This is a genomic window from Achromobacter sp. NFACC18-2 (assembly GCF_900108985.1).
Lineage (GTDB): Bacteria > Pseudomonadota > Gammaproteobacteria > Burkholderiales > Burkholderiaceae_B > Achromobacter.
The window spans coordinates 157,122-183,207 of sequence record NZ_FNYM01000012.1; the positions used below are offsets into that span (position 1 = coordinate 157,122).

Sequence of the window (26,086 nt, forward strand, 5' to 3'; positions counted from 1 at the left end):
CGGTGTCCGAGGCCATTCGGCCAATTCTCAGCCAGCGGCTCAGGGAACCCCTCATCCTTAATCCCGGCCGGGTCTCGTTCTTACGCCCGATGCGGCGGGCTCGTCCCGCAAAACCGACACATGGGACGTGGGAGGTTAGGGGTAAACCCTATTGGGGATAGCCGAGGCTCGCCTCTCGTCCTTCCCTCACGCATAATGCTTTAAAACAAACGTTTGAATTCAACCATATGCAAGAAATCAAATCCACGTCCACGAGGGAAACCATCCTGGACACCGCCGAAGCCCTGTTTGCACAACAGGGGCACGAAGCGACGTCCATGCGCCAGATCACCGGCGCGGCCGGCGTGAACCTCGCGTCGGTGAACTACCACTTCGGCTCCAAGGAGTCACTCGTGCAGGCGGTGCTCAAACGCCGCCTCGAGGTGCTGAACCGCGAGCGCATGCGTCTATTGGACGAACTGGAGGCGCAATCCGCCGGCAAGCCCCTGAAGCCCTCGCAGATCGTGGATGCGTTCTTCGGCACCCTGCTGCGCCTGGCTGCCGATCCCGCGCAGGCCGGCAGCACGTTCCTGCCGCTCCTGGAACGCACGATGACCGATCCCACGGATTTCATCCGCGCGCTGTTCGCCGAGGAGTACGCGGACGTGCTCGAGCGCTACCGCAACGCCCTCTTCGCCGCGCTGCCCGACGTGCCCCGCGCCGAGATCATCTGGCGCTTTCAGTTCATGCTGGGCGCGACTTCGTACGCCATCATGGGCACCGACCTCCTGCGCTCGGTCACCGGCCTGGGCGGCGACGATCCCGACCAACCCAACGACCGTGAACTGCTGCTGCCGAGACTGATGAGTTTCCTGCTGGGCGGGCTGCGCTCGCCCTTGCCGCACCTGGCCCCGAGTCCCGGAGGCGCCTGACCCGCCTCCTGCCCCGTCCGACCAGACCGCAGCCCGGCAAGCAACGCCAGACGGTCGCCAGACACCTGAAGAAAACCGAGGAGACAAAGAAATGGTCGCAGTCATCGTCACGTTGGTTGTCATTGCGCTCCTGGTCGCAGTGCTGCTGGGCGTGCGCCCCCTCCGCAGGGCGCTGCTGTCGGCGCCGATCTTCAACCTGTATCGCAAGGTGCTGCCGCAGATGTCCGACACCGAGCGCGACGCGCTGGAGGCCGGCACGGTCTGGTGGGAGGGCGAGCTCTTTCGCGGGCGGCCCGACTGGAGCCGCCTGCTGGCCTATCCCCGGCCGCGCCTGACCGACGAAGAGCAGCGCTTCCTGGACAACCAGGCCGAGACCGCCTGCCGCATGGTCAATGACTGGCACGTCACGCAAGAGCGCTTCGACCTGCCCGCGGACGTCTGGAACTACCTGAAGGCCGAGGGCTTTCTGGGCATGATCATCCCCAAGCAATACGGCGGACTGGCGTTCTCCGCGTATGCCCACTCCGAAATCGTGACCAAGCTGTCCACGCGGTCCTCCGCGCTGGCCGTGTCGGTGATGGTGCCGAACTCGCTCGGCCCCGCGGAGCTGCTGCTGCACTACGGCACCGAGGAACAGAAGAACCACTACCTGCCGCGCCTGGCGCGCGGCGAAGAAGTGCCCGCCTTCGCGCTGACCAGCCCCTGGGCGGGGTCCGACGCGGCGGCCATTCCGGACAGCGGCATCGTCTGCAAGGGCGAATGGCAGGGCCGTGAAGTGATCGGCATGCGCGTCACCTGGGACAAGCGCTACATCACGCTCGCGCCCGTCTGCACCCTGCTGGGCCTGGCGTTCCGCCTGTACGACCCGGACGGGCTGCTGGGCGGCAAGAAAGACCTGGGCATCACCTGCGCGCTGGTGCCGCACGATCATCCTGGCGTGGACACGGGCCGCCGCCACTTCCCGCTGAACGCGATGTTCATGAACGGGCCCACCCGCGGCACCGATGTCTTCATGCCGCTGGACTTCATCATCGGCGGTCCGGCCATGGCCGGACAGGGCTGGCGCATGCTGATGGAATGCCTGGCCGCGGGCCGCTCGATCTCGCTGCCCTCGTCCAATACCGGCATGTCCAAGCTCACGGCCCGCGCCGTGGGCGGCTATGCCCGCGTGCGCAGCCAGTTCCGAATGCCGGTTGGCAAGTTCGAGGGCGTCGAAGAGGCGCTGGCGCGCATCGGCGGACACACCTACATGATGGACGCCGCGCGCACCATGACGGCGGGCGCCGTGGACCTGGGCGAAAAGCCCTCGGTCGTGTCGGCCATCGTGAAGTACCACGTCACGGAACGCGCGCGCCAGGTCGTCAACGACGGCATGGACGTGGTCGGCGGCAAGGGCATCTGCCTGGGACCGTCCAACTTCCTGGGCCGCGCCTACCAGCAGATCCCCATCGGCATCACCGTGGAAGGCGCCAACATCCTGACGCGCAGCCTCATCATCTTCGGCCAGGGCGCGATCCGCTGCCATCCCTACGTGCTGGCGGAAATGCGGGCCGCGCAGTCGCCGGACCGCAAGCAGGGGCTCGACGATTTCGACGCCGCGTTCTGGGGCCATGCGGGATTCGTGGTCCGCAACACGCTGCGCGCGCTGGGCACCGCCCTGACCGGGGCGCGCTTTGCCGCCGTGAATGCCGACGTCGCGCCTGGCATGAAGCGCTATTACCAGCTTCTCTCGCGCTATTGCGCCGCGTTCGCGCTGCTGGCCGACACCTCGATGCTGGTGCTGGGCGGCAGCCTGAAGCGCCGCGAGCGCCTGTCGGCGCGCCTGGGCGACGTGCTGTCGCAGATGTACCTGATCAGCGCCACGCTCAAGCGCTTTGAGGACGAAGGCCGCCAGGCCGCCGACGCGCCGCTTGCGCACTGGTCCATCCAGGACGCGCTGTACAAGGCGCAGGAAGCCTTTGACGGCGTCCTGGACAACTTCCCCAACCGCCCCGTCGCATGGATCCTGCGCCGCATCGTGTTCCCGTGGGGCCATAGCCAGGTCCCGCCCTCGGACCAGCTCGGCCAGGACGTGGCGCGCCTGCTCATCAGCCCCAGCGCCACGCGCGACCGCCTGACCGCCGGATGCCACCTGCCCGACACCGCCGACGAACCGGTGGGCGCGATCGAACTGGCGCTGGCGGCCACGCTGGACGCCGAGCCGATCGAAGCCAAGATCCGCGAGCTCGAAAAACGCGGCGTGCTGGACGGCAATCCGCAAGCCAACGTGCGCGACATCGCCGACGCGGCGGTGGCCATCGGCGGCATCACCGCGGAGGAATACGCCGTCGTGAAGCGCCGCAACCGCTTGCGCGATGCCGTGGTGAAAGTGGATGATTTCCCCTTTGATCTGGGCGCCGCCGGCGCGGACCGGCCCACGGCCGAACGCAAGGTCGCCTGAGGGGGAACGGATGGCATTCAAACCGGTTTACGTCATCGACGGATCGCGCACGCCCTTCCTGAAGGCGCGCACGGGCCCCGGGCCCTTCTCCGCCGGGGACCTGGCGGTGCAGGCCGGCCGCGCCCTGCTGCTGCGCCAACCCTACGCGCCCACCGACCTGGATGAGGTCATCGTGGGCTGCGCCGCGCCTTCGCCCGAGGAAGTGAACATCGGCCGCGTGATCTCGCTGCGCCTGGGGTGCGGCGACAAGGTGCCCGGCTGGACCGTCATGCGCAACTGCGCGTCCGGCATGCAGGCGCTGGATTCCGGCATCGCCAACATCCAATCGGGCCGCTCGCACCTGGTGCTGGCCGGCGGCACCGATGCGCTGTCGCGCGCGCCCGTCCTCTTTTCCGACGACATGGTGCGCTGGCTGTCGCGCTGGTATGCCGCGCGCGGCGTGGGCGCCAAGCTCAAGGCGCTGGGCGGCTTCCGGCCGAAGCACCTGGCGCCCGTCATCGGTCTGCTCAAGGGCCTGACGGACCCGGTCGTGGGCCTGTCGATGGGCCAGACGGCCGAAAACGTCGCCACTCTGTTCGGCATCGACCGCGCCGCGATGGACGCCTACGCGGCGCGCAGCCATCAGCGCGCGCTGGCTGCCCGCGCGGCCGGCATGCCTGAGATCACGCCGCTGATCGACACGCAGGGCAAGCTGCATGCAGAGGACGACGGCGTGCGTGAAGACTCCACGCCCGACAGGCTCGCCAAGCTCAAGCCCGTGTTCGACAAGCCCTGGGGCAACATCACCGCGGGCAACAGTTCGCAGGTCACGGACGGCGCGGCCATGCTGGTGCTGGCGTCCGAAGAGGCCGTGCAGAAGTGGAACCTGCGTCCGCTCGGCCGCATCATGGATACGCAATGGGCCGGCCTGGATCCTGCGATCATGGGCCTGGGTCCCGTGCACGCCGCCACCCCGATCCTGCAGCGCCACGGCCTGGGCCTGAATGACCTGGACTTGTGGGAAATCAACGAAGCCTTCGCGGCGCAGGTGCTAGGCTGCCTGGCCGCGTGGCGGGACGAGGCCTATTGCCAGGAAAACTTCGGCACGCCAGCATGGGGCGATCTGGACGCGGCGCGACTCAACGTGGATGGCGGCGCCATCGCCATCGGGCATCCGGTGGGCGCCTCCGGGGCGCGCATCGTGCTGCATCTGCTGCATGCGCTCCGGCGTCGCGGCGCCAGGCGCGGCATGGCGGCCATCTGCATCGGCGGCGGCCAAGGCGGCGCGATGCTGGTCGAAACCCTGGACGAGGACCGCCCATGACGACGATGCAAACGCTCTCCCACTGGCGCCTGGACCGCGACCCCGACGGCGTGGCCTGGCTGACATTCGATCGCGCCGGCAGCGCGGTCAATGCGCTGTCGGCCGACACCCTGGCCGAGCTCGCCGTCGTGCTGGACGCGCTGGACGCCGATCCGCCCAAGGGGCTCATCATCCAGTCCGGCAAGGCCACCGGCTTCATCGTGGGCGCCGACGTCAACGAATTCGCCAGCCTGGACACGCCTGAACAGGCGCGCGGCCTGGTGGCGCGCGGCTGGAACCTCATGAACCGCCTGGCCGGCGTGCGCTACCCCACCCTCGCGCTGATCCAGGGCCATTGCCTGGGCGGCGGCCTGGAACTTGCGCTGGCCTGCCGCTACCGGCTGGTCGCGGACCAGCCCGGCACCTCGCTGGCGCTGCCCGAAGTCATGCTGGGCATTTTCCCCGGCTGGGGCGGCATGCTGCGCCTGCCGCAGGTGATCGGCGCGCCCGCCGCGCTGGACATGATGCTGACCGGCCGCGGCGCCGATGCCCGCCGCGCGGCAGCGCTGGGCCTGGCCGACGCGCGCGTGCCGCCGCGCCTCTTGCTCGCCGCGGCGCGCCAGACGGTGCTGTCGCGCAAACCTGCCCGCCGCGCGCGCGGCCTGGGCGGTTTGCTGAACCGCTGGCCGCTGAAGGCCATCGTGGCCAAGCGCGCGCGCAAGCAGATCGCGGCCAAGGATCCGCTGGGCCATTACCCGGCGGCCCCCGCCATCGTGGACATCTGGGAAAAGCATGGCGGCAATGCGCTGAAGGCGCCGGACCTCATCGACCGCATCATTTCGTCCGGCACGGCGCGCAATCTGCTGCGGGTGTTCCGCCTGCAGGAGCGCCTGAAGGCCAACGGCAAGCAGCCGGGCGTCGCGCCCGCGCGCCACGTGCACGTGGTGGGCGCCGGCGTGATGGGCGGCGACATCGCCGCCTGGTGCGCGTACAAGGGCATGACGGTCACGCTGCAGGACCAGGACATGGCGCGCATCGCACCCGCCATCAAGCGCGCCGGCGAGCTCTACGCCCGCCGCCTGAAAGATCCGCGGCTGGCGCGCGCCGCGTTCGACCGCCTCGTGCCGGACCCGGACGGGCGCGGCGTGCCGCTGGCGGACGTCGTCATCGAGGCCATCAGCGAACAGCCCGAGGCCAAGCGCGCCCTGTACCAGTCGCTCGAACCGCGCATGAAGCCCGGCGCGCTGCTGGCCACCAACACATCCAGCCTGTCGCTGGAAACGCTGCGCGCGGGGCTGGCCCGGCCGCAGCGCCTGGTGGGCATCCATTTCTTCAATCCCGTCGCCAAGATGCCGCTGGTCGAGGTCGTGCACGCGGACGGGGACGATCCCGCCGAGCAGGCGCGCGCCTGCGCCTTCGTCGGCCAGATCGACAAGCTGGCGCTGCCGGTCAAGAGCGCGCCGGGCTTCCTGGTCAATGCCGTGCTCGCGCCCTACATGCTGGCCGCCATGCGCAGCGTGGACGACGGCGTCGCGCCGGAAACCGTGGACGCCGCCATGGTGGCCTTCGGCATGCCGATGGGACCGCTGGAACTGGCGGACACGGTGGGGCTGGACATCGCGCGCGCCGCGGGCGCGGAACTTGCAGGCGGCGCCGAGCCGCCGCGCTGCCTGGCCGACCGGCTGGCGCGCAAGGAACTGGGCAAGAAGAGCGGAAAGGGCTTTTACACCTGGCGCGACGGCAAGCCGGTCAAGCAGCGCGGCGCGGACCCCGCCGCCGCGCCGGCCGGCCTGGCGCAGCGCCTGATTCAGCCGCTCATCGACGCCACGCGGCAACGCGTTGCCGCCGGCATCGTGGCCGACGCCGACCTGGCCGACGCGGGCGTGATTTTCGGTACGGGCTTTGCGCCTTTTACGGGCGGCCCTTTGCATTACCAGGAAAGCAGCACCATGCAGCACCGCAGCACAGCGGCTAGCGCCGATTAGACCGGGGCAACTCGGCAGTGGAAGAGAGAGACACACATCCAACTCGAGGAGGCAGTACCATGCGCAGACGTCCATTGTCCCTGAGCACTCTGTCGGCCGTATTGGTCGGCTTGGGCGCGTCCGCAACGTCCTACGGCGCCGGCTTTCAGCTCTTGGAGCAGAACGCCAGCGGTCTGGGCAACGCGTATGCGGGCTCGGCGGCAAACCCGGAGAATGCCAGCATCATGTATTACAACCCGGCAGGCCTGACCTATCTGCCGGGTCTCAATTTCTCCGGCGGGGTAAGCCTGGTCAGGCCATCGTTCAAGTTTTCCGACAACGGCAACAGCCGCAATCCCAGCGTTCCCGGCATTCCAGGATCGGGCCTGAACGGCTCGGTGCCCACCGGCGGCAACGGCGGGGACGCGGGCAACCTGGGTGTCGTGCCCAACATCTACGGCTCCTGGCAACTGAACGAGCAGTGGTACGTCGGCCTGGGCATCGGCGCGCCCTTCGGCCTGATGACCGAGTACGACGACGGCTGGGTGGGCCAATACCACTCCAACAAGTTCGAGATCAAGACCATCAACGTCAACCCGTCCATCGCCTACAAGGTCAACGAAAAGTTCTCGATGGGCTTCGGCGTGAACTGGCAGCACATCGACGCCAACTACAAGAAGAAAACCGTGGTGCCCATCGCCGGCCTGCCCCTGGCCACGACCGGCGACGCGGACCTGAACCTGAAGGGCGATGCCTGGGGCTGGAACGTCGGCTTCATGCTGCAACCCACGGAAGACACGCGCATCGGCCTGTCGTACCGCTCGAAGATCAAGCACTCGGCCACGGGCGACACCGACATCGACAACATCGCCCCGGGCGGCCGGTCGGTGTCGTTCGACGCCAAGGCCAACGTCGACCTGCCCGACACGCTGATCCTGAGCGCCACGCACCAGCTCAATGAAAAATGGGAGCTGTTGGGCGACGTGTCGTGGACCGGCTGGAGCAGCATCCCCGAGCTGAAGATCAAGAACTCGGGGACGGGCGCGCGCGATGACGTGCTGCCGCTCAACTTCCGCGATACGTGGCGCGTCGCGGTGGGCGCGAACTACAAGTTCGCCCCCGCCTGGAAGTGGAAGTTCGGCCTGGCGTTCGACCAGTCGCCGGTGCATGACGCCGCCGACCGCCCTACCTCCCTGCCCGACAACGACCGCTACTGGTTCTCGACCGGCGTGCAATGGGCCGCCACGAAAGACACCACCATCGACGTCGGCTACACCTACCTGTACCTGCGCAAGACGGACATCGACACCACGTCCGGCAACCAGGCCACCAAGGGCCTCGTCGCGGGCACGTACGACAGCAACGCCCACATCTTCGGGCTGCAGCTCTCGTCCCGCTTCTAGCCGTGAACGGGCGGGCGGCCGCACGCCGCCTGCCCGCTTTTTCAGGAGACTTCCTTGAGCAAGTTCGTCGTCAAACACGTCGCCGTGCTGGGTGCCGGCGTCATGGGCGCGCAGATCGCCGCCCACCTGGCCAATGCCGGCGTGCCGGTCACGCTGTTCGACCTGGCCGCCCGCGAAGGCGACCGCAACGGCACCGTCAAGAAAGCGCTGGCCGGCCTGAAGAAACTGGAACCCGCGCCGCTGGCCGGCGCGGCGCGCCTGGCCCTGATCACGCCGGCCAACTACGATGACGACCTGGAGCGCCTGCGCGGCTGCGACCTCATCATCGAAGCCATCGCCGAACGCATGGATTGGAAGACGGCGCTGTACGAGCGCATCGCGGGCCACGTCGCGCCCGGCGCCATCGTGGCGTCCAACACGTCCGGCCTGTCCATCGATGCGCTGGCCAACGCGCTGCCCGAATCGCTGCGCGCCCGCTTCTGCGGCATCCACTTCTTCAATCCGCCGCGCTACATGCGCCTGGTGGAAATCATCGCCACCTCGCACACGCAGCCGGCCGTGCTGGACCAGCTTGAAACCTGGCTCACGTCGGCGCTGGGCAAGGGCGTCATCCGCGCGCTGGACACGCCGAACTTCGTCGCCAACCGCATCGGCGTGTTCTCCATCCTGGCCGCCATGCACCACACCGCGCGCCTGGGCCTGGCCTTCGACGAAGTCGACGCGCTGACCGGTCCCAAGATCGGCCGCCCCAAGAGCGCCACCTACCGCACCGCCGACGTGGTCGGGCTGGACACGCTGGCCCATGTCGTGGGCACGATGGAAAAGAATCTGCCCGACGATCCCTGGCACAGGTATTTCGCACTGCCCGAATGGCTGTCGGCGCTGATCGCCAAGGGCGCGCTCGGCCAGAAGACCGGCGCGGGCGTCTACCGCAAGCAGGGCCGCGAGATCCAGGTGCTGGACCTGAAGACGCAGAATTACGCGCCTGGCACGGGCAAGCTGGCCGACGAGGTCGCCGCGCTGCTCAAGGAACGCGACCCGGCCAAACGCTTTGCGGCATTGCGCGCCAGCGCGCACCCGCAGGCGCAGTTCCTGTGGAGCCTGTTCCGCGACATCTTCCATTACAGCGCCGTGCAGCTCGAACACGTGGCCGACAATGCGCGCGACCTGGACCTGGCCATGCGCTGGGGCTTTGGCTGGTCGCAAGGCCCCTTCGAAACCTGGCAGGCCGCCGGCTGGCAGGCCATCGCCGCCGCCGTGGCCGAAGACATCGCCGCGGGCCTCGCCATGAGCAACGCGCCTCTGCCGGCCTGGGTGCTGGAACCCGGCCGCGAGGGCGTGCACGCGCCCGCGGGGTCGTATTCGGCGCGCACCGGCAAGCTGCACCCCCGCTCCACGCTGCCCGTGTATGCGCGTCAGTTGTTCCCGGAACGCGTCGTCGGCGAAGCCCCGGACGACCGAGGCGTCACGATCTGGGAAAACGAAGGCGTGCGCCTGTGGAACCTGCCCAAGGTCGATGCCGGCATCGCCATCCTGTCGGTCACCTCGCGCAACCACACGCTGGGCGCCGAAGTGCTGGAAGGCGTCTTGCAGGCGGTGGCCCGCGCCGAGCGCGAGTACGACGGCCTGGTCATCTGGCACGACGCGCCCTTTGCCGTGGGCGCCAACCTGCAGCAGGTGGTCGAGGCCTGCGCGGCCGGCCAATGGGACATGCTGGAGGCGACGGTCGAGAAATTCCAGCGCGCCTCGCAATCGTTCAAGTACGCGCAGATCCCCACCGTCGCCGCCGTGCAGGGCATGGCGCTGGGCGGCGGGTGCGAATTCCTGATGCACGCCTCGCACCGCGTGCTGGCGCTGGAAAGCTACATCGGGCTGGTCGAGGCGGGGGTGGGTCTCATCCCCGCAGGCGGCGGCAGCAAGGAATTCGCCGCGCGCGCCGCGGCGCTGGCGGCCAGGACTTCCACGCCGAGCGAGGTCTTCCCCTACCTGCAGCCGGTCTTCCAGACCATCGCCATGGCGCAGGTGGCCAAGAGCGGCCTGGAAGCCATCGAGGCCGGCTTTGCCCGCGAGCACGACATCGTGCTGTTCCATCCGGGCGAACTGCTGTTCGTGGCCATCGGCCAGGCGCGCGCCGCGGCGCAGGCGGGCTACACCCCGCCCGCGCGGCTGCAGGGCATTCCGGTGGCGGGCCGCAACGGCATTGCGAACTTCGAAATGGTGCTGGTGAACATGCGCGAAGGCGGCATGATCAGCGCGCATGACTACCGCGTGGCGCGCAGCGCGGCGGTCGCGCTGTGCGGCGGCGAGATCGAGACCGGCACGAAGGTCGACGAGGAATGGCTGCTGGCGGTGGAACGCAAGGAATTCGTGGCGCTGCTGCGCACGCCTGAAACGCAGGCGCGCATCCGCCACACTCTGGAAACCGGCAAGCCTCTAAGAAATTAGGCCCCCCCGTGCGCCTGCGGCGCTCCCCCCAGGGGCGCGGCCTGCGGACCGGCGGAGCCGGATCCGCGCCGCCCCGCTTGTGAGGGACCGTTGTGCGCGGGGAGGCGCGTTGATACTCGTAATTGAACTATGAGGAAATGGATATGAGCAAGCAGATCCAAGACGCCTACATCGTCGCCGCCACGCGCCTGCCGGTGGGCAAGCGCAACGGCGCCTACGTCACTACCCGTCCCGATGACATGCTGGCCGCGGCGCTGAACGGCGCGCTGGCGCAGGTGCCCGGCCTGGATGCGGCGCGCATCGATGACGTGATCGCCGGCTGCGCCATGCCCGAGGCCGAGCAGGGCATGAACGTGGCCCGCATCGCCCTGCTGCTCGCGGGCCTGCCGCAGAGCGTGGCGGGCGTCACCGTCAACCGCTTCTGCGCGTCCGGCCTGCAGGCCGTGGCCGACGCCGCCGCCCGCATCCGCACGGGCGAGGCCGACATCATGATCGGCGCGGGCACCGAATCCATGAGCGCCATGCCGCAGATCATGGGCAACAAGGTGTCCATGAACCCGGCCATCTTTGCCCACGAAGAAAACATCGGCATGGCCTTCGGCATGGGCCTGACGGGCGAAAAGGTCGCCGAGCGCTGGAAGGTGTCGCGCGAGGACCAGGATGCGTTCGCGCTGGCCTCGCACCAGAAGGCCTGCGCCGCCATCGCCGCCGGCCATTTCCGCGCCGAGACCACGCCTTTCGAGGTGGTCTCGCACCTGCCGGACGGCGCCAGCGGCGCGGTGCGCGTCGCGCGCCGCCTCGTCGAGGTGGACGAAGGCCCGCGCCCCGACAGCAGCGCAGAGGCGCTGGCCCGCCTGAAGCCCGTGTTCTCGACGCGTGGCAGCGTCACGGCGGGCAACAGCTCGCAGATGTCCGACGGCGCGGCGGCCGTGATCCTGGTGTCCGAACGCATCCTGCGCGAGTTCAACCTCAGCCCGCTCGCCCGCTTCGCCGGGTTTGCCGTCGCGGGCGTGCCGCCCGAGGTCATGGGCATCGGCCCCGTCGCCGCCATTCCCAAGGTGCTGGAGCGCGCCGGCATCAAGCAGGACGCGCTGGACTGGATCGAACTCAACGAGGCCTTCGCGGCCCAGTCGCTCGCCGTGATCCGGGAACTGAAGCTCGACCCCGCCAAGGTCAATCCGCTGGGCGGCGCCATCGCGCTGGGCCACCCGCTGGGCGCCACGGGCGCGATCCGCACCGCCACGATCACGCACGGGCTGCGCCGCACCGGCGGCAAGTACGGGCTGGTCACGATGTGCATCGGCACCGGCATGGGCGCCGCCGGCCTGTTCGAAGCCATGTAGCAGCGCGGCGGCCAGCGTGAAGCCCTACTGGTTCAAAAACCTGGCGCCCGAGTGGCGCGCGCGCCTGATGCGGGTGGGCTTCAACCTGCATCCGGCCTTTCGCGCCACCGGCGGCCGCGTGATGCACGTGTCGCCGGACTTCCAGCACATCCGCATCAAGCTGCCGCTGCTGCGCCGCACCCGCAACATCGTGGGGTCCATGTACGGCGGCTCGCTGTTCGCCGTGACGGACGGCGCCCACCCCACCATGCTGATGTCGGCGCTGGGGCCCGACCACATCGTGTGGGACAAGGCCGCGTCCATCCGCTTTCGCAAGCCGGCCTACACCACGCTGTACGTCGATTTCCGGCTGCCGCCGGGGGAAATCGCCGAAATCCGCCGCCTGCTCGCCGCGCATCACGAAACGACCCGCATCTACACGGTCGAACTGAAGGACAAGGACGACGTCGTCTACGCCGTCGTGGAACGCACGATCTACATCGCAGACAAGAAGTTCTACAAGCAGAAGAACACTGGAGGAGACAAATGCGTTTCAACCCCGGAGGGCGCGCCGCCGCCCTGAGCCTGATTCTTGCGGCCAGTCTGGCGGGCGCGCCCGCCGTGGCGGCCGACGCCGAGGTCGCCGGCGTGCGCGTGCCCGAGCAACTGGCCGAGGGAGGCCCTGCGCTGGTGCTCAACGGCGCGGGCCTGCGCACCCGCTTCGTCGTGAAGGTCTACGTGGCCGCGCTGTACGTCACGGCCAAGACCCATGACGCCGCCACGCTCATCGACAGCACCGAGCCGCGCCGCATGCGCCTGCGGATGCTGCGGGACGTCGACAGCAAAAGCCTGGACGGCGCGCTGCAGGACGGATTGCGCGACAATACGGCCCCGCAGGACCTTGCCGCGCTCAGGGCATCCGCCGAGCGCCTGTCGCGCCTGATGGCCGACATCGGCGCCGCGCGCGAAGGCGACGTCATCGACCTGGACTTCGATGCCCGCGGCGTTGCGATCGCCAGCAACGGCAAGCCGCGCGGCCGCATCGACGATCCGGCCTTCGCCCGCGCCCTGCTGCGCGTCTGGCTGGGCGACAGCCCCGCGCAGGCATCCCTCAAGAAAGCCCTGCTGGGCAACTAGGGCCAGGCGCCCCAACGGAGCCGCAAGACATGGAACGAATCTGGCACAAGAGCTACCCCAGCGGCGTGCCCGCCGAGATCGAGACCGAAGGCGAGACGACGCTGGTGACGGTCATCGAGGATAGCTTCCGGCGCTTTCCGGACAAGACCGCCTACATCAGCATGGGCAAGTCGATCACCTACGCCGAGCTTGACGCGCTGACGCGCCGCTTCGCGGCATGGCTGCACGCGAACGGGCTGGGCCGCGGCGACCGCGTCGCGCTGATGATGCCCAATCTGCTGCAGTATCCCGTGTGCCTCTTCGGCGCCCTGCGCGCCGGCTGCATCGTGGTGAACTGCAACCCGCTCTATACCGCGCGCGAACTCGAACACCAGCTTGCCGACGCCGGCGCCCGCGCCATCGTGGTCGCGGAGAACTTCGCGGCGACCCTGCAAAAGGCCCTGCCCGCCACGCGGGTCGAACGGGTGCTGGTCACCTCCATCGGCGAGATGCTGGGCCCGGTGAAGGGCCGGCTCGTCGACTTCGCCGTCCGGCGCGTCAAGCGCATGGTGCCCGCGTGGTCCCTGCCCGGTGCGCAGCGCCTGGGCGACGCCTTGCGCGCCGCGCGCACAATGCCATTCACGCCTACCGCCCTCGCCCCCGCCGACCTGGCGTTCCTGCAGTACACGGGCGGCACGACCGGCGTGGCCAAGGCCGCGATGCTGTCGCACGGCAACCTCGTCGCCAACGTGCGCCAGGCCCATGCCTGGGTCAAGCCCCTGGTCAAGGACGGCGAGGAATGCATCGTCACGGCCCTGCCGCTCTATCACATCTTCGCGCTCACGGCGAACTGCCTGACCTTCATGAAGCTGGGCGCCAGCAACCTCCTCATCGTCAATCCCCGCGATATCGCGGGCTTGATCAAGGAAATGGGCAAGGTGCCGTTCTCGGCCTTTACCGGCGTGAACACGCTGTTCAACGCCCTGCTCAATCACCCCGAGTTCGCGAGCCTGGATTTTTCGCGCCTGCGGCTCACCATGGGCGGCGGCATGGCGGTGCAGCGGTCGGTCGCGGACCGTTGGCGCGCGGCGACCGGCGTGTCCATCGCGCAAGCGTATGGCCTGACGGAAACGTCGCCCGCCGTCACCATCAACCCGTTGGACACCAAGATATTCAACGGCTCGATCGGATTGCCCGTGCCTTCGACCGATCTCTCGATCCGCGACGACGCGGGCCGCGAAGTGGCGGCCGGCGACACCGGCGAGATCTGCGTGCGCGGCCCGCAGGTCACGCAGGGCTACTGGAACCGGCCCGACGAGACCGCGCTGGTCATGTACCCGGACGGCTTTCTGCGCACGGGCGACGTCGGCTACGTCGACGAATCGGGCTACGTGTACCTGGTGGACCGCAAGAAAGACATGATTCTGGTGTCCGGCTTCAACGTGTACCCCAACGAGGTCGAGGACGTGGCGGCCCTGCATCCCGGCGTGCGGGAAGTCGCCGCGGTCGGCGTGCCGGACGAACGCTCCGGCGAGGCGGTCAAGCTGTTCGTGATCCGCAAGGACCCGTCGCTGGACGCCGAAACGCTGATCGCGCATTGCCGCAGCCAGCTCACCGGCTACAAGGTGCCGCGCTACATCGAGTTCCGCGACGATCTGCCGCGCACCAACGTGGGCAAGATCCTGCGGCGCGAACTTCGGCCCGACGCGCCCGGCGCGGCCCAACCCCAACCCGTCAGCCCCTCCCCCGGCCAGTCCTGACCCCCGCGCGCGGGGCCTGCACGGCCCCGGCGCGTCCCGCAGTGTCGCGTCCCGCCAACAGCCCGCGCAACCGGCCTCTCGCAACGCCAGGCGTCTCAAGCGCCTGAATTCACGGGACTTTCCAGGCCGATTCGCCCGGCGGCGCCCAGCCGCCGGGCCTTCTTTTACATTTTGTCCCGCCCGCCCTATTGGCTCGACGTATCGACGCAATTAATAATAGTTATCGTTGTTATTTCTATACGTAACTGGCCGCACCCGAACGCCGCCAGTGGGGAGATCCTGTTGAAACGCCACCACACCCCAGCCGCATTGCGTGCGCGGCTGCGCCCCCGTGTTCCCGCCGCCGCCGCGCTGGCCGCCTGCCTGAGCGCAGGCGCCGCGCAGGCCCAGCCCGAGCAGCCCGCCACCCTGCCTGCCGTGCAGGTGCTGGGCACTGGCGAAACCGCCACCGGTCCGGTGGACGGCTACGTCGCCCGGCGCAGCGCGACCGCCACGAAGACGGATACGCCGCTGTCGGAAACGCCGCAGGCCATCACGGTGATCCCGCGCGACCAGATCATCGACCAGGGCGCCCAGAACGTGCAGGACACGATGAACTATGCGGCCGGCGTGCGCCCCAATGCCTACGGCGTGGACAACCGCGGCGACTATGTGCGCGTGCGCGGCGTGGAGCCGGTGCAGTACCTGGATGGCCTGCGCCAGTTCTTCAATTACAACAACCCGCGCACCGAGGTCTATGGCCTGGAACGGGTCGAGGTGCTGCGCGGCCCCTCGTCGATGCTGTACGGCCAAGGCAGCACCGGCGGCATCGTCAACCTGGTCAGCAAGCGCCCGCAGGCCGAACAGCAGGGCGAGATCGGCGTACAGCTGGGCAACTTCAATCGCCGTGAAATCCAGGCCGACATCACCGGCCCGCTGACCGAAGACGGCCAATGGCTGTACCGTGTCGTCGCGCTGGGACGCGACAGCGACACGCAGGTGCAATACGCGCCGGACGACCGCCTGTTCCTCGCGCCATCGCTCACCTGGCAGCCCAGCGCGGCCACGTCGCTCACGCTGCAGGCCTCCTGGCAGAAGGACAAGTCGGGCACGACGCAATCGTTCCTGCCGTGGAGCGGGACCGTCGCGCACAATCCGAACGGCCGCATTCCGACGCGCCGCTTCGCCAGCGAGCCGGGCTTCGATGCCTACGACACCGAGCAATTCAACGTGGGCTGGCTGTTCGAGCACCAGTTCAACGACACCTGGAAATTCCGCCAGAGCTTTCGCAATACGGTCAGCAGCGTGGATTACAAATCGCTCTACCCGAACGTGTATGGCGACCGGCGCGGCGACTCGTACATAGACCCCGAACAGACCACCGTCGACCGCTATTACTACATCAACAAGCCCCGCATGCGCACGCTGCTGGCCGACCAGAACCTGGAAGGCAAGCTGAACTGGGGCCGCACGCAGCACACCGTGATCGTGGGCATGGACTACTCGCGCTACCGCGAAACCAGCAGCGCGGACAGCGGCCTGGGCTCGCCGCTCAACCTGTACCACCCGATCTACGGCAATGCGCCGGACTACACGCTGACCGACGCGCCCAAGCAGCGCCAGCAGCAACTGGGCTTCTACGCGCAGGACCAGATCGCGTTCGACAAGAACTGGATCCTGCTGGCCGGCATCCGCCGCGACCGCGTCGAAAGCACGACCGACGGCCAGGACAAGGAAACCGACCAGGCCACCACCAAGCGCTTCGGCCTGATGTACGCGGCCGACAACGGCTGGTCGCCGTACGTGAGCTACAGCGAATCCTTCACCCCGATCGCGGGCGCGGACTTCTACAACCAGCGCTGGAAGCCCATGCGCGGCAAGCAATGGGAAGTGGGCCTGAAGTACATGCCCGTCGACGCCGACCTGGAATTCACGGCGGCCGCCTACGACCTGCGTGAAAGCAACCGCCAGACCAACGATCCGGACAATCCCAACAACCAGATCCAGGCCGGCAAGACGCGCACGCGCGGCGTCGAACTGGAAATGCGTGGGCGCGTCACCAAGGACGTGGACGTGATCGCCAACTACATCTACACCGACATCGATCCGCAGTTGGAGGCGATGCCCAAGCACATGGTGTCGCTGTGGAGCAAGTATCGCTTCGCCATCGCGAACCAGCCGGGCTTCGCGGTCGGGGCCGGCGTGCGCTTCCTGTCCAAGTTCCGGGACGGCGGCGCCCCCGAGACGCCGTCGGTGACCCTGTTCGACGCGATGGTCAGCTATTCGAACGGCCCGTGGCGCTATGCACTGAACGTCAACAACATCGCGGACCGCACGTATGAAGTCGTCTGCCTGGACCGCGGCGACTGCTTCTACGGCGCCCGCCGCACCGTGATGCTGAGCGGCGCCTACCGCTTCTGACAGGGCGTTGCGTCCCTGAATGCGGGACTCCAGCACGGCGAACACCTGTACGTACAGCATGTACGTACAGGTGTACACTACGATTTTTTCAACCGCCTGACAGACGCGCGCATGAACGTCTGCACCCCAGAAAAATCGTCCTGGAGACCCCGATAGTGTCGACCGCAACTACCCGCTCGCCCTTTTTTGGCACCATGCAGAAAATCCCCGGTGGATTGATGCTCGTGCCGCTGATCCTGGGTTCCCTGATCGGCACCTTCGCCCCCGAGGCCCTGGCCATCGGCGGCTTCACCACGGCGCTGTTCAAGAACAGCGCGCTGCCGCTGATCGCGCTGCTGATCTTCGCAACCGGCACGCACGTCAACGCCCGCACCGGCGGCCCCATCCTCGCGACCGCCGGCACCATCCTGCTGATGAAGACGCTGGTGCCCGCCACCCTCATCATCATCCTGGGCAGCTATGTCGGCCTGGACGGCGTGTGGGGCGTGTCCATCCTGGCGCTGCTCGCGGCGTTCGACAACAGCAACGGCGGCCTGTGGCTGGCCTACACCGGCCAGTACGGCGACGCCCGCGACCGCGGCGCGTATGTGGCCAGCGCGGTCAACGACGGCCCCTTCTTCAGCCTGCTGTTCCTGGGCGCCTCGGGCCTGGCCGACATCCCGATGATCGCCCTGGTGGCGGCGCTGGTGCCCTTCCTGCTGGGCGTGGTCGTGGGCAACCTCGATCCCAAGTGGCGCGACGTGCTCAAGCCCGTGCCCAACATCGTCATCCCGTTCTTCGCCTTTGCGCTGGGCACCGGCATCAACCTGGGCGCGGTCGTCAGCGGCGGCGTCAGCGGCCTGATCCTGGGCCTGATCATCAGCCCCATCACCGGCGGCCTGGTCTACCTGGGCTATCGCATGATCCTGCGCCGCGGCGGCAAGAGCGGCCTGGGCTTCGCGGCCGGCACCACGGCCGGCAACGCCATCGCCACGCCCGCCGTGGTGGCGGCGGCCGACCCCAACTTCCAGCAGTACGTGTCCACCGCCACCGCGCAGGTCGCCGCGTGCGTGCTGATCAGCTCCATCCTGGCGCCCGTGCTGGCCTCCTGGTTCCTCAAGCGCGCCGGTGAGCTCAAGTCCGAGGATGCCGACGCCACCGTTGCCCCGCCCCTGACCCAGGCGCGCGGAGAGGCCTTGTGAAACCTGCCATCGCCATCGTCGCCGACGACCTGACCGGCTCCGGAGACACCGCCGTGCAATTTGTGCGCGCCGGCTGGAACACGCACCTGTCGATCGGCGGCGCCGATGAGGCCCTGGCCGGTCCGGCCCACGACGACGTCGAGGTGCTGGCCGTCACCACCCACAGCCGCGCGCTGGCCGCGTCCGACGCGGCCGCGGTGATCCGCCTCAACGTGCGCCAACTGCGCGAGGCCGGCGTGTCGCGCCTGTACAAGAAGGTCGACTCGACCCTGCGCGGCGCGTTCAAGGCCGAGATCGACGCCGCGCGCGACGCCTGGCGCGACAATGCGATCGCGGTGATCTGCCCCGCGTTCCCGGCCACCGGCCGCACCGTCCAGCAAGGCATCCTGTATGTGAACGGCAAGCCGGTCACCGACACGTCGGCGGCCACCGATCCGGTCACGCCGGTGACCGAAAGCCATATCCCCACCCTGCTGGGCTGCGCCCACGTCGCGCCCGAGGCGGACGACACGCCGGAATCGCTGGCCGCGCGCATCGCGCAGGCCGGCAATACGGTGGTGGTCGACGCGGCCACCGACGCCGATCTGGAACGGCTGGCGCGCGCCATCGGCCTGCTGGGCGAACGCGCCCTGCCCGTGGGTGCGGGCGGCCTGGCCGTGCCGCTGGCCCGCGTCTGGGCCGGCGCCGACCAGACCGCGCCCGTCGTGGTCGTGGTCACCTCGCAGCACAGCGCCGCGCGCGCGCAGGCCGCCGCGCTGCAGGCAGCCGGTGCCGACACCTGGAGCCCGTCGCTCGAGCAGCTTGCCGACGACGCGCAATGGCAGGCCTGGAGCCAGCCCCTGCTGCAGGCGCACGGGCAGGCGCCGCTGGAGGCGGGCACCATTCTGCTGCTGGCCCCCGAGGGCCAACGCGACGGGCTGGATTCCGATAAGGTCGCCGACCGCCTCGGGAGCCTCGCCGCGCAATTGATTGCCGCCTCCCGCGCCGCGGGCGTGGTCGCCACCGGCGGCGACGGCGCGCGCAGCGTGCTGGTGGCGCTGCAAGCCAACGGCATTGCGCTGGTGGATGAAGTCATGGGCGGCGTGCCCCTGGGCACGCTGACCGGAGGCACGGCCGCAGGCCTGCCCGTGGTGACCAAGGCCGGCGGCTTTGGCACCGAAGACGTACTGGTTCGCGCGGTGCGCGCGATCCGCGACAGGAGATTCAAGCGATGACACAAACCCCTACCGCGAAGCTGCCCCTGCTGGCCGTGACCTTGGGCGACGTAGCAGGCATCGGGCCGGAAATCACGGCCAAGATGCTCATGGGCCACGACGAACTGCGCCAGAAGGCGCGCCTGTTCGTCGTCGGCGACGTGGACGTCATGGCCAACGCGGTGCGCAACCTGGGCGGCGACCCCGCCATCGTGCGCAAGCTGGACCGCGCGGCCGACGCCACCAACACGCCGGGCACGATCGAAGTGCTGCAGGCCGGCCCCTCGCTGGCCCACGTCAAGCTGGGCGAAATCAGCGCCGACGCCGGCGACGGCTCGGTGCGCTTCGTCACCACGGCCTGCGCCCTGGCGCGCGCCGGCGAGATCGACGGTATCGTCACCGCCCCGCTGAACAAGGCGGCCATGCACGCCGCCGGCCACAAGTGGCCCGGCCACACCGAGCTGCTGGCCCATGAGTTCGGCGTCAAGACCTTCTCGCTGGTGCTGTCCGCCGGCGACCTCTACATCTTCCACGCCACGACGCACGTCTCGCTGCGCCAGGCCATCGAAGACGTGAACCCGGCCCGCATGCGCGCCGTCCTGCGCCTGGCCGGTTCGTTCGCCACGGCCCTGGGACGCGGCGACGAGCCCGTGGCCGTCGCCGGGCTGAACCCGCACGCCGGCGAGAACGGCATCTTCGGCAGCGAAGACGCCGACATCCTGGCGCCCGCCGTGGCGGAAGCCAACGCCGCCGGCATCCTGGCCGCCGGCCCCATCCCGGCCGACGCGCTGTTTCCGCAGGCCGTGCGCGGCAAGTGGAAGTTCGTGGTCGCCTGTTACCACGACCAGGGCCATGCGCCCTTCAAGTCCGTGTACGGCGACGACGGCGTCAACATCACCGTCGGCCTGCCGGTCGTGCGCGTGTCCGTGGACCACGGCACCGCCTTCGACATCGCGGGCAAGGGCATCGCGCGCGAAGACAGCCTCATCCTGGCCGCCGAGCGCGCCGCGCATCTGGCCCCGGGCTGGACGCATGTATGGGAAACTGCGCGGGCACAAACCGGAGGTTGATTCCCATGGCGCCCGCCACGCACGACGCATTGCCCGATCTTGACCGCGCGGGAGACATCCCGCTGCACGCCCAGGTGGCGTCGCGGTTGCGCGGATACATCCGCTCGAACAAGCTCGCCGCAGGCGCCGTGCTGCCCAGCGAGGCCGCGCTGTGCGACCGCTTCGGCGTGGCGCGCAGCGTGGTGCGCCAGGCCCTGGCGGCCCTGGCCGCCGAAGGACTGATCCAGCGCGAATCCGGGCGTCCCGCCACCGTGGCGGCGCCCCAGGAACACCGGCGGCTGGTGCAGCGGTCCACCGGCCTCTACGAACAGTTCGCCCAGTCGGGCGTATCGCTGCAGACCCGCGTGCTGGCCCTGGGGCCGGCAACGCCCCCCGCCGAAGTCGCCGAGTTCTTCGGCACCACTCGCCTCCTGATGCTGGAACGCCTGCGCCATGTCGCCGAGGCGCCGCTGGCCTACGTGCGCACCTGGCTTCCCGCCGACGCCGTGCCGGGCCTGCGCGCCGAGCATCTGGTCGATGCCTCCCTGCACGGCGTGCTGACGCGGCAATTCGGCCTGCGCCCCGGCGCCGGCCGCAACCAGATCCGCGCCGTCGCCGCCGACGACAAGCTCGCCGCCCTGCTCGACACGCAGGCGGGCACGCCGCTTCTGATGCTGCAGGGCCAGGGCATGGACCAGCATGGCAAGCCGCTGGAATGGTTCACCACCTGGCACCGCGCCGAACAGCTCGTGTTCGACGTGGACGTCAGCATGGGACATGAAAGCGTGCACCCCCGCTTGCACGACACCGCCAGCGAATCGCCGGCGCCGTCCAATGGACACGACGCGCCGGGCCACGATCCACGGGAACATGACCCGCTGGCGCGCGCACAGGCGCTGGTGGCGGAGCTGTCGGCCGAGCTGGCCCGGTTGCGCCGGCAGTCCTGAGCGCGCCCCGCGCGGACCGGGCCGCCGGCGCTCAGGCCGCGTGCCCCGCGTCCCCTGCCGCGCGCCAATCCGCCAACACCCTGTCGCAGATGGCGCGCGCCTGGCCGACGTAGTTGGCCGGATCGGCAAGACGGTTCAATTCATCGTCGCTCAGCAGACCCCGCGTCGCGGCATCGCTGTCCAGGGCATCGCGCAGCGCGTCGCGCAGGGCCAGCCCCCTGGCCACCGCATCCCGCGACGCGCGCTCGACCAAGGCATGCGCGGGCAGGCGGCCCAGGCGAGCGCCCAGCGCCAGCATGTAGGCCTCGGCCAGGATGAGACCGTCCGTGGCCTCCAGATTCTGCGCCATCCGCCGCGGATCCACTTCCAGGCCGTCCAGCACGCCGGTCAGGTGGCGCAAGGCGCCGCCGGTCAACGCGGCAAGCTGCGGCAGCGCGTCCCACTCGGCCTGCCAACCGCCCAGCGCACGCTCGTGTTCCTGGGTCATCGCCGACAGCATGGTCGACACCAGCGGCGGCACGCGGATCGCGGCCGCCAGGATGGCGGCGCAGCCCACCGGATTGCGCTTGTGCGGCATGGTGCTGGACCCGCCGCGTCCGGGCGCCGACGGTTCGCTCACCTCGGCGATCTCCGATTGCGCCATCAACGACACATCCCGGGCGATCTTGCCCATCGTGCCGCTCAACACCCCTAGCGAGGCCGCCAGGTTTGCAAGACGGTCGCGATGCGTATGCCACGGCATCGCGGGCACGCCCAGCCCCAATTCGGCGGCCAGGGCGCGCGACACGTCGGCCGCCGCCGGCCCCAGGCTGGCCAGCGTGCCCACCGCGCCGCCGAACTGCAGCAGCGCGATCTGCGACGTGTCCTGCCGCAGCCGCTGCCGGCCGCGCGCCAGCGCCTCCAGCCAGCCCGCGGTCTTGGCGCCAAAGGTGGTGGGCAAGGCATGCTGCAGCCACGTGCGCCCCACCATGATGGTGTCGCGATGCGCGACGGTCAGGCGCGCGCAGGCCTGCGTGGCGCTTGCCAGGCCCTGGTCCAGCCTCGCGCCCACCTGCAGCAGCTGCAGGACCAGCGCGGTGTCCAGGATGTCCTGGCTGGTTGCGCCCCAATGCACGTAGCGGGCCGCCTCGGCATCAGTGCGCGCGACGGCGGCCGTCAATTGCTTGACGAAGGGGATCGCGATATTGCCGGCCTGCACGGCGGCCGCGGCGATGGCGTCCAGGTCCAGCATCGCGGCCGCGTCGCCACTGTGGCAGACCCCATGGATGATCCGCGCCGCGTCCGCCGGGATGACGCCGCACTGCGCCTGCGCCGTCGCCAGGGCGGCCTCCACGACGAGCATCTGGCTGACGGTCCCGGCGCCCGAAAACCGGGCCAGGATGACGCTGTCTGAGTAGATGGCTTCGGTCAGCCCGGAAGGGATGCTCATGCGACAGGCCTCTGCGCGCGCGGAATGATCAGATGTCGAAGAACACGGTTTCGCCCGGTCCCTGCAGGATGATGTCCCAGCGCAGGGCGCCGCCTTCGGCCGGCTGCGCCACCAGCGTGGCGCGCCGGCTGGCCGGGACCCTGGCAAGAATCCAGTCCTGCTCGTTGGCGCGCGCTTCGTCCGGAAAGTACATGCGGGTCGAAAGGTGCTTGAGCAGGCCGCGCATGAAAACGGACACGACCAGATGCGGCGCCTGCGTCTGGCCGTCCGGCGCCGGCACGCCCCCCGGCTTGATGGTGGTGATGCGGAATCCGCCGTCCGCCTGCGTAGGCACGCGTCCGAAACCGCTGAATCCCGCCCGGCCGGCGTCGCCCGGCACATGCCTGGGGTCGTCCGGATGGCCGTATACGCCGCGTGCATCGGCCTGCCATATTTCGATCATGCCGTCGGACACGGGATTGCCCTCGCCATCGATGATGCGTCCTTCGATGATGACGGGCGTCGCGCCCAGGTCGCCGAGGCCTTGCGTCAGGTCATCGCGGTTCAGCCCCGACAGTCCGATGTGCAGATAGGGGCCGACGGTCTGCGAACAGGTGGGATAGAGCATGCGTTACTCCATGGGCGTTGCGTTGCGCCCGCGCAGGACGATATCGAAGCGATAGCCCAGCGCGTACTCGGGCACGGTGGTTTCCCAGTCCAGCGCGGCAATCAGCCGGTTGCGCGCCTTGGCATCGGGCACGCACTGGAATATGGGATCGAACTCCAGCAGCGGATCGCCCGGGAAATACATCTGGGTGACCAGACGCGTGGCGCAGGCGCGGCCGAACAGCGAAAAATGGATATGCTGGGGCCGCCATCCGTTGAAATGGTTGCCCCACGGGTACGCCCCCGGCCTGATCGTCTTGAACTGGTAGCGGCCAAGCGCATCCGTCACGGTCCGGCCTTCGCCGCTGAAATTCGGATCCAGCGGCGCGTCGTGCTGGTCGCGCTTGTGCAGGTATCTGCCCGCGGCGTTGGCCTGCCAAATCTCGATCAGCGCATCGGGCACGGGCCTGCCGTTCTCGTCCAGCACGCGGCCGGACACGAGAATGCGCTCGCCGATCGCTTCGGCCGAAGACACGCGCGTCAGGTCGTTGTCGCCCTTTTTGACGAACTCCGCGCCGAACGCCGGCCCCGTGATCTCGGACAGCGTCTGGGGCACGACGATCAGCGGTTCGTTCGGCGAGCGCAAACGGGTGGATCCGTACGGATCGAAGCGATAGCCGGGCTGGGTGTCCCAGAAAGGACGCCGGTACTGGGCAAGATTGGACATCGCGGCAAATCTCCTATGAGACGCCGCCGGCGCGGCCGGCGCGCCGGGCAGCATGAGTGTCCTGGCCGGCTATCCGCCGAACCAGCGCGCGGGAACGATCACCAGGGCAGGAAAGGCCACCATCAGGAACATGACGAGGAACTCCGCGGCCATGAACGGCAGGACGCCGCGCGTCACGTCGTCCAGCTTCATCTTTCCGACCCCCGCCACCACGTTGAGCACGGTGCCCACGGGCGGCGTCACCAGGCCGATCGAGTTGTTGATGATGAACAGCACGCCGAAATACACCGGATCGATGCCCGCCGCGCGCACCACCGGCATCAGCACGGGGGTCAGGATCAGGATGGTGGGCGTCATGTCCATGGCCGTGCCCACCACCATGACCAGCGCCATGATGGCGGCCATCAACAGGATCTTGTTGCCCATGTACGGCTGCAACATGTCCACCACCTTGGCGGGCAGGTCCGCCACAGTGATCAGCCAGGCGCTGACCATGGCCGCCGCGATCAGGAACATGACGATGGCGCTGGTCTTGGCCGCGGACACGAACACCGCGAACAGCTGATTGAGCTTGAGCTCACGGTAGACCAGCGTCGACACCAGCAAGGCATACGTGGCGGCGACCACCGCCGCTTCGGTCGGGGTGAAGACGCCCATGCGCAGGCCGACCAGGATGATGACCGGCAGCATGAGCGCCCACCCCGCCTTGCGCAACGCGGCGACGATCTCCCGGCCGGACTTGCGCGGCGGCGGAACGATCTTCTCGCGCCGGACCAGCCACGCCCACGTCAGCCACAGGGCGCCCCCGATCATCAGGCCGGGCGCGATGGCCGCCATGAACAGCTTGGAAATGGACACGTTGGCCGCCACGCCGAAGATGACCAGTCCGATGCTGGGGGGAATGACCGGCCCGATCACGCCGGTGGCGGCGATCAGGCCGCCTGCGGTCGGCTTCTTGTGTCCGGCGCTGACCATCATGGGCAGCAGCAGCGCGGTCAGGGCCGCGGCGTCGGCCACGGCCGATCCCGACAGCGCCGACAGCAGGCAGCCCGCCATGATCGTGACGTAGCCCAGCCCGCCCCGCACGTGTCCGACCAGCGCGAGGGCCAGGTCCACGATACGGCGGGACAGCCCGCCGACGTTCATGATTTCTCCCGCCAGCATGAAGAACGGCACCGCCAGCAGCGGAAAGCTGTCCGCCCCGCCGATGACGTTCTGCGCCAGGATCTGCGCATCGAAGATGTCCAGATGCCACATGAGCGCCACGCCGCTTGCCAGCAGCGCGAAGGCAATGGGCACGCCCAGCGCCATGACGCCCAGCAGCGATCCGATGAAGACAGCGATCGTCATGCGCTTCTCCCTGGCGCGCCTTTGCCCGCATCGTCCAGGATCTGCTTGAGCTGCACGGCTTCCTCGGATTCCTGGACCATGATCAGGTCCGCATCACGCAGCTTGCCGGTCAGGACTCGGTACAGATCCACGGCGATGATGAGGCCCGCCATCACGGAAAACACCAGCCCGGCCGCGTAGACGATGGCCATGGGCAAGCCGCTCACGGGCGCGCTGACGTCCGCATTGATGACCGCCTGCGCCCAGCTTCCCTTGAACATGAGGCCGACGATGTAGAGCATGAGCAGTTGCCCCAGCACGAGACAGATCTTCTTGCCGGCCGTGGGCAGCTTGGCCACGACCATGTCCATGCCGAGATGGCCGCGTTCTTTCAGGGCGATCACCGCGCCCAGGAAGGTCAGCCAGATGAACATCCACCGGGACAGTTCCTCCGACAGGGTGATGCCCGAGTTGAAGCCATAGCGCGCGACGACATTGCCGAAGACCAGCACGACCATGGCCGCAAGCAGCAGGGCGATGGCAAATTCCAGCACGCGGCAGATGGCGCCGATGAATCTGTCTATGGCGACCATGTCCGGGCCC

20 protein-coding genes are annotated in these 26,086 nt (G+C 68.9%); 15 read left to right on the top strand and 5 right to left on the bottom strand.

The features are described from left to right. Nucleotides 1–227 precede the first annotated feature (227 nt). The 15 genes from BMW75_RS18960 to BMW75_RS19030 all read left to right on the top strand — a co-directional run bounded on the left by BMW75_RS18960 (nucleotide 228) and on the right by BMW75_RS19030 (nucleotide 21,413). On the top strand, nucleotides 228–911 hold the full coding sequence (locus tag BMW75_RS18960; RefSeq protein WP_092581399.1) for a TetR/AcrR family transcriptional regulator: 684 nt from the start codon (nucleotides 228–230) through the stop codon (nucleotides 909–911). Between the two features lie 91 nt (nucleotides 912–1,002). Beyond that, a complete protein-coding gene (locus tag BMW75_RS18965) occupies nucleotides 1,003–3,351 on the top strand; it encodes an acyl-CoA dehydrogenase (RefSeq protein WP_092581400.1) in 2,349 nt (782 codons plus the stop codon). Between the two features lie 10 nt (nucleotides 3,352–3,361). Then, on the top strand, nucleotides 3,362–4,654 hold the full coding sequence (locus BMW75_RS18970; RefSeq protein ID WP_092581401.1) for an acetyl-CoA C-acetyltransferase: 1,293 nt from the start codon (nucleotides 3,362–3,364) through the stop codon (nucleotides 4,652–4,654). Further along, nucleotides 4,651–6,618 (top strand): 3-hydroxyacyl-CoA dehydrogenase NAD-binding domain-containing protein, encoded by a 1,968-nt coding sequence (locus tag BMW75_RS18975; RefSeq protein ID WP_092581402.1) that lies wholly within the window; start codon nucleotides 4,651–4,653, stop codon nucleotides 6,616–6,618. The genes BMW75_RS18970 and BMW75_RS18975 overlap by 4 nt, the downstream gene beginning before the upstream one ends. Before the next feature lie 59 nt (nucleotides 6,619–6,677). Further along, nucleotides 6,678–8,000, top strand: a complete 1,323-nt coding sequence (locus BMW75_RS18980) for an OmpP1/FadL family transporter (RefSeq protein WP_175493223.1) — start codon at nucleotides 6,678–6,680, stop codon at nucleotides 7,998–8,000. Nucleotides 8,001–8,054: 54 nt separating this feature from the next. After that, nucleotides 8,055–10,445, top strand: coding sequence for a 3-hydroxyacyl-CoA dehydrogenase/enoyl-CoA hydratase family protein (locus tag BMW75_RS18985; RefSeq protein ID WP_092581404.1), 2,391 nt, complete (start codon nucleotides 8,055–8,057; stop codon nucleotides 10,443–10,445). Between the two features lie 143 nt (nucleotides 10,446–10,588). Then, nucleotides 10,589–11,788, top strand: a complete 1,200-nt coding sequence (locus tag BMW75_RS18990) for an acetyl-CoA C-acyltransferase (RefSeq protein WP_092581405.1) — start codon at nucleotides 10,589–10,591, stop codon at nucleotides 11,786–11,788. A gap of 16 nt (nucleotides 11,789–11,804) precedes the next feature. After that, on the top strand, nucleotides 11,805–12,350 hold the full coding sequence (locus BMW75_RS18995; RefSeq protein WP_092581406.1) for a DUF4442 domain-containing protein: 546 nt from the start codon (nucleotides 11,805–11,807) through the stop codon (nucleotides 12,348–12,350). After that, a complete protein-coding gene (locus BMW75_RS19000; protein WP_092581407.1) occupies nucleotides 12,314–12,904 on the top strand; it encodes a chalcone isomerase family protein in 591 nt (196 codons plus the stop codon). The genes BMW75_RS18995 and BMW75_RS19000 overlap by 37 nt, the downstream gene beginning before the upstream one ends. A gap of 29 nt (nucleotides 12,905–12,933) precedes the next feature. Next, nucleotides 12,934–14,643 (top strand): AMP-binding protein, encoded by a 1,710-nt coding sequence (locus BMW75_RS19005; RefSeq protein WP_092581408.1) that lies wholly within the window; start codon nucleotides 12,934–12,936, stop codon nucleotides 14,641–14,643. Between the two features lie 282 nt (nucleotides 14,644–14,925). After that, nucleotides 14,926–17,043, top strand: coding sequence for a TonB-dependent siderophore receptor (locus tag BMW75_RS19010; RefSeq protein ID WP_371467370.1), 2,118 nt, complete (start codon nucleotides 14,926–14,928; stop codon nucleotides 17,041–17,043). A gap of 194 nt (nucleotides 17,044–17,237) precedes the next feature. Next, a complete protein-coding gene (locus BMW75_RS19015; protein ID WP_369825617.1) occupies nucleotides 17,238–18,224 on the top strand; it encodes a 2-keto-3-deoxygluconate permease in 987 nt (328 codons plus the stop codon). Continuing rightward, entirely contained in the window at nucleotides 18,221–19,438 is a 1,218-nt protein-coding gene (gene dtnK, locus BMW75_RS19020; protein WP_092581410.1) for a D-threonate kinase, read from the top strand. The genes BMW75_RS19015 and dtnK overlap by 4 nt, the downstream gene beginning before the upstream one ends. Then, nucleotides 19,435–20,487: a 4-hydroxythreonine-4-phosphate dehydrogenase PdxA gene (gene pdxA, locus BMW75_RS19025; protein WP_076520082.1), complete on the top strand. Its 1,053-nt coding sequence runs from the start codon at nucleotides 19,435–19,437 to the stop codon at nucleotides 20,485–20,487. Before dtnK ends, pdxA begins: the two co-directional genes overlap by 4 nt. A gap of 5 nt (nucleotides 20,488–20,492) precedes the next feature. After that, nucleotides 20,493–21,413: a GntR family transcriptional regulator gene (locus tag BMW75_RS19030; protein ID WP_092581411.1), complete on the top strand. Its 921-nt coding sequence runs from the start codon at nucleotides 20,493–20,495 to the stop codon at nucleotides 21,411–21,413. 31 nt (nucleotides 21,414–21,444) lie between these two features. Here the strand turns inward: BMW75_RS19030 and BMW75_RS19035 are convergent, their stop codons facing one another. From BMW75_RS19035 to BMW75_RS19055, 5 genes are all read right to left on the bottom strand, one after another. Then, complete coding sequence (locus BMW75_RS19035) at nucleotides 21,445–22,842, bottom strand: 3-carboxy-cis,cis-muconate cycloisomerase (protein WP_092581412.1); 1,398 nt, start codon at nucleotides 22,840–22,842, stop codon at nucleotides 21,445–21,447. A gap of 28 nt (nucleotides 22,843–22,870) precedes the next feature. Then, nucleotides 22,871–23,449, bottom strand: coding sequence for a protocatechuate 3,4-dioxygenase subunit alpha (gene pcaG / locus BMW75_RS19040; RefSeq protein WP_092581413.1), 579 nt, complete (start codon nucleotides 23,447–23,449; stop codon nucleotides 22,871–22,873). 3 nt (nucleotides 23,450–23,452) lie between these two features. Further along, the gene (gene pcaH / locus BMW75_RS19045; RefSeq protein ID WP_092581414.1) at nucleotides 23,453–24,154 is read right to left on the bottom strand and encodes a protocatechuate 3,4-dioxygenase subunit beta; all 702 of its coding nucleotides are present in this window, start codon (nucleotides 24,152–24,154) and stop codon (nucleotides 23,453–23,455) included. 69 nt (nucleotides 24,155–24,223) lie between these two features. Further along, a complete protein-coding gene (locus BMW75_RS19050) occupies nucleotides 24,224–25,504 on the bottom strand; it encodes a TRAP transporter large permease (RefSeq protein WP_092581415.1) in 1,281 nt (426 codons plus the stop codon). Continuing rightward, entirely contained in the window at nucleotides 25,501–26,076 is a 576-nt protein-coding gene (locus BMW75_RS19055; protein ID WP_092581416.1) for a TRAP transporter small permease, read from the bottom strand. The genes BMW75_RS19050 and BMW75_RS19055 overlap by 4 nt, the downstream gene beginning before the upstream one ends. Nucleotides 26,077–26,086 lie beyond the last annotated feature (10 nt).

Bases quoted from the DNA above. Each gene is read 5' to 3' on its own strand.
- BMW75_RS18960 (WP_092581399.1), top strand. From the start codon at position 228: ATGCAAGAAATCAAATCCACGTCCACGAGGGAAACCATCCTGGACACC.
- BMW75_RS18965 (WP_092581400.1), top strand. From the start codon at position 1,003: ATGGTCGCAGTCATCGTCACGTTGGTTGTCATTGCGCTCCTGGTCGCA.
- BMW75_RS18970 (WP_092581401.1), top strand. From the start codon at position 3,362: ATGGCATTCAAACCGGTTTACGTCATCGACGGATCGCGCACGCCCTTC.
- BMW75_RS18975 (WP_092581402.1), top strand. From the start codon at position 4,651: ATGACGACGATGCAAACGCTCTCCCACTGGCGCCTGGACCGCGACCCC.
- BMW75_RS18980 (WP_175493223.1), top strand. From the start codon at position 6,678: ATGCGCAGACGTCCATTGTCCCTGAGCACTCTGTCGGCCGTATTGGTC.
- BMW75_RS18990 (WP_092581405.1), top strand. From the start codon at position 10,589: ATGAGCAAGCAGATCCAAGACGCCTACATCGTCGCCGCCACGCGCCTG.
- BMW75_RS19000 (WP_092581407.1), top strand. From the start codon at position 12,314: ATGCGTTTCAACCCCGGAGGGCGCGCCGCCGCCCTGAGCCTGATTCTT.
- BMW75_RS19005 (WP_092581408.1), top strand. From the start codon at position 12,934: ATGGAACGAATCTGGCACAAGAGCTACCCCAGCGGCGTGCCCGCCGAG.
- BMW75_RS19015 (WP_369825617.1), top strand. From the start codon at position 17,238: ATGCAGAAAATCCCCGGTGGATTGATGCTCGTGCCGCTGATCCTGGGT.
- pdxA (WP_076520082.1), top strand. From the start codon at position 19,435: ATGACACAAACCCCTACCGCGAAGCTGCCCCTGCTGGCCGTGACCTTG.
- BMW75_RS19030 (WP_092581411.1), top strand. From the start codon at position 20,493: ATGGCGCCCGCCACGCACGACGCATTGCCCGATCTTGACCGCGCGGGA.
- BMW75_RS19035 (WP_092581412.1), bottom strand. From the start codon at position 22,842: ATGAGCATCCCTTCCGGGCTGACCGAAGCCATCTACTCAGACAGCGTC.
- pcaG (WP_092581413.1), bottom strand. From the start codon at position 23,449: ATGCTCTATCCCACCTGTTCGCAGACCGTCGGCCCCTATCTGCACATC.
- pcaH (WP_092581414.1), bottom strand. From the start codon at position 24,154: ATGTCCAATCTTGCCCAGTACCGGCGTCCTTTCTGGGACACCCAGCCC.
- BMW75_RS19050 (WP_092581415.1), bottom strand. From the start codon at position 25,504: ATGACGATCGCTGTCTTCATCGGATCGCTGCTGGGCGTCATGGCGCTG.
- BMW75_RS19055 (WP_092581416.1), bottom strand. From the start codon at position 26,076: ATGGTCGCCATAGACAGATTCATCGGCGCCATCTGCCGCGTGCTGGAA.